Annotated in this window: 5 protein-coding genes; 2 read left to right on the forward strand and 3 right to left on the reverse strand. The window is 66.9% G+C overall.

The genetic code is table 11. The annotated features are described in order from the left end of the window. Window positions 1-91: 91 nt before the first annotated feature. Together XnspCFBP7698_RS20370 and grxD are read right to left on the reverse strand one after the other, a co-directional pair. The gene (locus XnspCFBP7698_RS20370) at window positions 92-961 is read right to left on the reverse strand and encodes a hypothetical protein (protein ID WP_104581763.1); all 870 of its coding nucleotides are present in this window, start codon (window positions 959-961) and stop codon (window positions 92-94) included. 175 nt (window positions 962-1,136) lie between these two features. After that, window positions 1,137-2,063 carry a Grx4 family monothiol glutaredoxin gene (gene grxD, locus XnspCFBP7698_RS20375; RefSeq protein WP_104581762.1) on the reverse strand — a complete coding sequence of 309 codons (927 nt, stop codon included), beginning with the start codon at window positions 2,061-2,063 and terminating at the stop codon, window positions 1,137-1,139. 60 nt (window positions 2,064-2,123) lie between these two features. Between grxD and XnspCFBP7698_RS20380 the strand changes: the two genes are divergently transcribed. Together XnspCFBP7698_RS20380 and XnspCFBP7698_RS20385 are read left to right on the forward strand one after the other, a co-directional pair. Next, window positions 2,124-2,900 carry a polysaccharide deacetylase family protein gene (locus XnspCFBP7698_RS20380; RefSeq protein WP_104581761.1) on the forward strand — a complete coding sequence of 259 codons (777 nt, stop codon included), beginning with the start codon at window positions 2,124-2,126 and terminating at the stop codon, window positions 2,898-2,900. 444 nt (window positions 2,901-3,344) lie between these two features. Further along, a complete protein-coding gene (locus tag XnspCFBP7698_RS20385) occupies window positions 3,345-5,528 on the forward strand; it encodes a TonB-dependent siderophore receptor (protein WP_104581760.1) in 2,184 nt (727 codons plus the stop codon). Window positions 5,529-5,630: 102 nt separating this feature from the next. On the opposite strand, the gene XnspCFBP7698_RS21915 is transcribed toward XnspCFBP7698_RS20385, so the two are convergent. Next, window positions 5,631-5,873, reverse strand: coding sequence for a hypothetical protein (locus XnspCFBP7698_RS21915; protein ID WP_123137718.1), 243 nt, complete (start codon window positions 5,871-5,873; stop codon window positions 5,631-5,633). Window positions 5,874-6,000: the final 127 nt, after the last annotated feature.

Here is a 6,000-nt window from a genome sequence, read left to right on the forward strand (position 1 = left end):
CCAGCGTGATCGCCGAACAGCTGCGGGTACTGCAGCGGGGACGGGCACCACGCGCGATGCCGCCACCGGCACCGCGCATGCAGTCAATCGATCAGCAGCCGCCTGGCAAACCTTCCGACCGCCAGCTGGCACCTCCGCCGAGCAAGAGATAGAAGCCGTAGCTTTCGTAGCCGCTTTCCGACAGCACCAGATCGAGCGTGCCGTTGCCGTCGATATCGCCGAACTGCAGCAGATGGGTGCGCTGCGGCAGGTCTTCGCAATCGTCGCAGCCGCTGGCGGCGTGGCCGTGGCGGAACTGCCAACGGCTGCCGTCATGGTCGAAGATCGCAAGCACCGCGAGCATGCCGGTCGGGTTCTCCGGATTGCCGGTCTTGGTCGGGTGGTTGGAAGTCAGCACGGCCACGCGCCGCTGCGGCTGCTGCACATCGGTGACGATCTGCAGCGCGGCCAGATCCTGCGCGCGGTCGGCATTGAACGCGGCCAGTGCCTGCGCCAATGCCGCCGGCTTGACGCGCTTGCGCAGCTGCGCGGTGTCGCTCACCTGGCGAAACAATTCGCTCTGTTCGGTGGCGGTGGCTGCACGCGACGCAAAGCGCTTGCCCGGGTTGAGATCCACCGTCGACAGCAGCGGCGAATCGGACAGCGTGGTGCTGCCCATGATGCGCAGCTTCGCGGTGCCGCCGCACATGCTGTTGTCGTCCACCGTCAGCGACGCAAGCCGCACGGTGCCAGTGGATACGCCGGTATTGAAGACCTGCAGCGGCTGGCCCAGCAACGCCTTGGGCAGGGTCGATTCCTTTGCCACTGCCTTGCCGAGCCACACTGGAATGTATTCCAGCGGATCGTCGGATGGCTGGCTGTCGTAGGTCTGGACCAGCAGCACCGCGCGCGACGGTTCGGCAGCGTGGGCGGCCAGCGGTAGCAGCGCGGCCAGGGCGAGTGGGAGCAGGCGGGTGTGCATTGCGGCGGTGTCCTTGTGCGGATTGATCCATGAAAAAACGGACGCTCCAAGGAGCGCCCGTTTCGGTGTGCGGTGTGCCGCAGCTGTGCAGGCCTTGGTCACACGGGTCACGCAAGCGCGGCAGGCTGCACGAGCAGCCTGACGCCTGAGCGCTACCGCGACCGCTCGCGTCTGCTCAGTATTTCGCCACGCCGTTGTCCACCTGGTCCGACCACGCATCGATGCCGCCGGTGACGTTGTAGACGTTGGTGAAGCCCAGGCCGCGGAAGTGCTCGGCGGCCTGCAGGCTGCGCCCGCCGCGGTGGCACAGGAATGCCAGCGGGGTGTCCTTGGGCAACTGTTCGATGGCGGCGCGCTCGTGCGCATCCAGGGTGCGGAACGGTGCGGCCACCGTGGCCAGCGCACGCTCGTCGGCCGGGCGCACGTCCACCAGGGTCAGGCTGCCGGCCTTGAGGCGGTCGTCGGCATCGCGCACCGACAGCTCCTGCACCGGCTTGGGCGCGTTGGGGTTGTCGATCGCCAGGCCGCGGCCGCGGATGTCGTCCACCCAGTCGATGGTGATGCCGTCTGCGCGGCGCGCGCTGGCCAGGTCGAACTGCACGCGCAGGCCGTTGGATTCGGCGGCGATGGCGTTCGGGTTGGTCGGCGCCAGCTGGAAGTTCGGCTGGAAGTTGGCATCGATGGACAGCGTCAGCGACGCGTCCGGCGCATCGGCCAAGGCGCCCTTGAGCATCTCGACTGCGGCCGGGGTGATGGTGATCTTCGGCGGGCTGCGGTCGGGCGCCTGCAGGCCGAGCATGCTGCTCAGCTCGCCGCTGTCGGCCATCTGCACGATGATGTCGCTGCCGCCGATCAGCTCGCCGTCCACGTACAGCTGCGGGATGGTCGGCCAGTCGCCGTAGGCCTTGATGCCTTCGCGGATGTCCTGGTCGGCCAGTACGTTGACGTGGGCATAGTCGATGCCCAGCCCGTCCAGCACGCCGACCGCCTTGGCCGAAAAACCGCACTGCGGCATGCCGGGCTGGCCTTTCATGAAGAGCACCACGCGGCTGGATTGCAGCAGCGTATCGATACGGGAACGCAGAGCGGGATCGAGGGACATGGCAGCACTTCGGTCAGATCGTGGAGACCGGGCATTCTACGCCGCGTGGCATCATGCGGCATGACCACGCCGGAAACGCTGTATCGCATCCCCTCCCGCCCGTACCGCTGGGTGGGCTTGTTCGCCCTGTCGCAGCTGGCAGTGGCGGTGCTGTGGTGGCATCTGGGCTGGGCCTGGGGCCTGCCGACGCTGCTGGTGTCGCATGCGTTGTTCGTGGTGCCGGTGTTCCTGCCGCGTGCGCGCCTGTATGCGCCGGTCCTGGCACGGCTGCCAGGCCGCGCGCCGCAGGTGTGGCTTACCATCGACGACGGCCCGTCCGACGACACCCCGGCCATGCTCGACCTGCTGGACGCCTACGGCGCCAAGGCCACCTTCTTCGTGGTTGGTGCGCGCGCCGAACGGCGGCCCGAGCTGGTGCGCGAGATCGTGCGACGCGGCCACGGCATCGGCAACCACAGCCATACCCATCCGCAGGCCTGGTTCTGGGCGCTGGGGCCGCGCCGCATGGCCCAGGAAATCGGGCTGGCGCAGCGCACCCTGGCCCGGATCACCGGCCATGCGCCCCGGCTGTACCGCTCGGTGGTCGGCATGACCAACCCGTTCGTCGCCTCGCCGCTACGCGCGCATGGCCTGACCCGCGTGGCCTGGAGCGCGCGCGGTTTCGACGGCGTGCGCTGCGAACCGGACACCACCGTGGCGCGCATCGTGCGCGACCTGCGGCCCGGCGCCATCGTGTTGCTGCACGAAGGCGCCGCGCACGGCCACAACCTCAGCATCCTGCGCGGCGTGCTGGAGGCGATGCAGGCGCGCGGGCTGGTGGGGCAACGTCCGGATTGAACGCTGCCTCGGCGCGTGGCGTGGCGGGTGCAGTGCTGCTGCGCTGCTGCGTCGCGGTTGGTCTGTGTTGATCGCCGGTGTCCAATGCGGCACTGGCGCAGCGCCGTAACGCACTTCGCCGCTGGTATGGCAGCGCGCCAGGGACGCTGCGTACGAGCGCGGTGTCGGGCGCTCTTGCGTCAGGATGAAGCGACATCGCGCGGCAAGGAATGGATCGCGGGCGGCCGCCAATCGGTTGCCAATGCGTGGCAACCCAGCGTGCAAACCAGACGGCATTTTTCTCGCAATTTGCAGCTCCCCTGTGCCGGCTTCTATTGACAGCGATGGGGCATGGATCGACCATGCGCGCCCAGCCAGCCAACGGGCCGCACCTCGCATGGTGTGACCGCGCCAGCCTCAGCGGCCGTCTTCGACGGCAGTGTTTCGATCATGAGGCTGACACCAATGTTCTCTCGTCCCGTGTCTGCGCGCGCTGGTGCGCGTGCCGATCTGCGCCTGTCGCGCGTGACCCCCCGACGCGCCGTGCTTGCGCTGGCCTGTGCCTGCCCGGCGCTGGCAAGCGCGCAATCGCATCCCGGCGATCCGGTTGATCTGGATCGTCTGCAGATCCAGGCGCACCGCAGTGCCACCACCGAGGGCAGCGATTCCTACACCGCCGATATCGCACGCAGTTCGGCCAAGCTGTCGCTGTCGTTACGCGACACGCCACAGTCGGTCGTGGTGGTGACCCGCCAGCAGATCGTCGACCGCAACCTGCAATCGCTGCAGGACGTCACCGACACCGTGGCCGGTTTCAACTCGCCGACCTGGGATACCGAGCGCACCTACATCACCGCACGCGGCTTCGAGGTGGATTACTACCGCATCGACGGCATTCCCACCGATTACAGCGGCGATGTGCAGCAGAACATGGCCATCTACGACCGCGTCGAGATCGTGCGTGGTGCCAACGGGCTGACCTCCGGTGCCGGTAGCCCGGCGGCATCGATCGACCTGCTGCGCAAGCATGCCGACAGCGACGTGTTGACCGGCCGCGTGGATCTGTCGGCCGGCCGCTGGGACCGCTATCGCGGCACGCTCGATCTGCAATCGCCGCTCAACGCCGCCGGTACGGTGCGCGGCCGCGTGGTGGCCAGCTATGAAGACAAGCAGTCCTTCCGCGATTACTACGGCAAGCAGTCGTCGCTGTTCTACGGCATCGTCGATGCGGATCTGAGCGAGGCCACCAGCGGCTACATCGGCATCAATAAGCAGCGCAACGATGGGCGCGGCACCACCTGGGGCGGCGTCCCGGCGTATTTCAGCGATGGCAGCCGCACCGATTTCGCGCGCTCGGACGCGTTCACGCCACGCTGGGCGCGGGGCGTGGCCGATACCACCAACGCCTTCGCCGGGCTCACCCATCGTTTCGACAATGGTGCGCAGCTGCAGGTGGAGTACGCGCACCAGCGCTTCGAAACCGACTGGAAATCGGTGTTGTTCGGCTACCTGGATTATCCGGACGCACAGACCGGCCTGGGACTTGCCAGTACCTTTGGCGGGCGCTACCCCGCGCTCAGCGCGCAAAACAGTCTGGACGCCTACCTCTCCCTGCCGTTGACGCTGTGGGGCCGCGAACACGAAATCGTGGCCGGTGCCACCTGGCTGAATCGCAATGTGCGCAACTGGTCCAACCTGCCGCTGCAACCGTTGATCGCACAAAGCGTCTTCGCCTGGACCGGCACCATGGCGCAACCGCAGTGGACGCCGCTGAGCAAGGGCGAAGACCGTGATGTGCGTCAGGTGGCCGCCTATGCCGCCGGACGATTCCAGCTGACCGACACGCTGAAGGCCATCGTGGGTGCACGCGTCACCGACTGGAAAAGCACTGACCAGCTGGTGCCGGAAAATTCGTACGAGCGCCGGGGCCGCACCACGCCGTACGCCGGCCTGATCTTCGATGTGGACGACCACCACGCGCTCTACGCCAGCTACACCGGCATCTTCAAACCGCAGAACAACCGCGACCGCGGCGGGCGCTATCTCGACCCGCTGGAAGGCGATAGCTACGAGGTGGGTGCCAAGGGCGAATATTTCGGCGGCCAGCTCAATGCCGCATTGGCGCTGTTCCGCATCGAGCAGGACAATCTGGCCGTCAACGACCCCGGGCAGTTGGTGCCAGGTACCACCAATCAGGCCTATCTCGCTGCCAGAGGCACTGTCAGCCAGGGCGTGGAGTTCCAGCTGGATGGCCAGCTGTCGGAGCAGTGGCGTCTTGCGTTCGGCTTCGCGCAGTTCGATGCCAACGACGCCAGCGGCGCGGACGTGAACCCTGCCAGCCCACGCCGTGAGGCCACGCTGTTCACCAGCTGGCAGACCGGGCCGTGGCGGCTGGGTGGGGGACTGAGCTGGCAGTCGGCCATCCACGAACTGATGGCCGCGCCGCAGGGCAACACGCAACGGCTGACGCAAGGCAGCGTGGTGCTGGCCAATGCCATGGCACGCTACGACTTCAACCAGGCCTGGTCGGCACAACTCAACGTGCGCAACCTGTTCGACCGCCGCTACTACGCCAACATCGTCTACCAGAGCCAGCTGATCTACGGCGACCCGCGCGATGTGGAGCTCACCTTGTCCTGGAAGTTCTGACCTTGCTCCAGGCGACACGCGTTGCGGCGTGGATGCCGCCATCGAGCCTCATGGACGAGTTAATCGCGTGTCCCGCGAGCGATGAGGACGCCGCGCCCTCGATCAGACGTGAAGACAGCCAAGTGATCGCAAGACGCGCAGTGCGGGCGTCGTTACCTGATTGCTCAGTACTGGAAGATCAGGCGCAAAGCGGATGGTCTGCGCCGTTGCTGCAGGGCCCTTGCCCGCCCACCATCGCAGGACACGCTGCAAGTACGTCCTTGTAAGCTCCGTGGCGGCATCCATGCCGCCAAGGGTCCCGCGACGGTGGGCGGGCAAGGACCAGTCGAGATGGTCGATGCGCATGTATATGACAAGCGACGAGCAGGCTGGCGATGCGGTGGCCTTTGCTCTTCGATAAAACCACCAACCAACTGTCTGGCGTGGTGTCCTCGCCGATTGCGGGACCGTGTGGCGGCATGGATGCCGCCAC

This window comes from Xanthomonas sp. CFBP 7698 (genome assembly GCF_003600855.1).
Lineage (GTDB): Bacteria > Pseudomonadota > Gammaproteobacteria > Xanthomonadales > Xanthomonadaceae > Xanthomonas > Xanthomonas cannabis.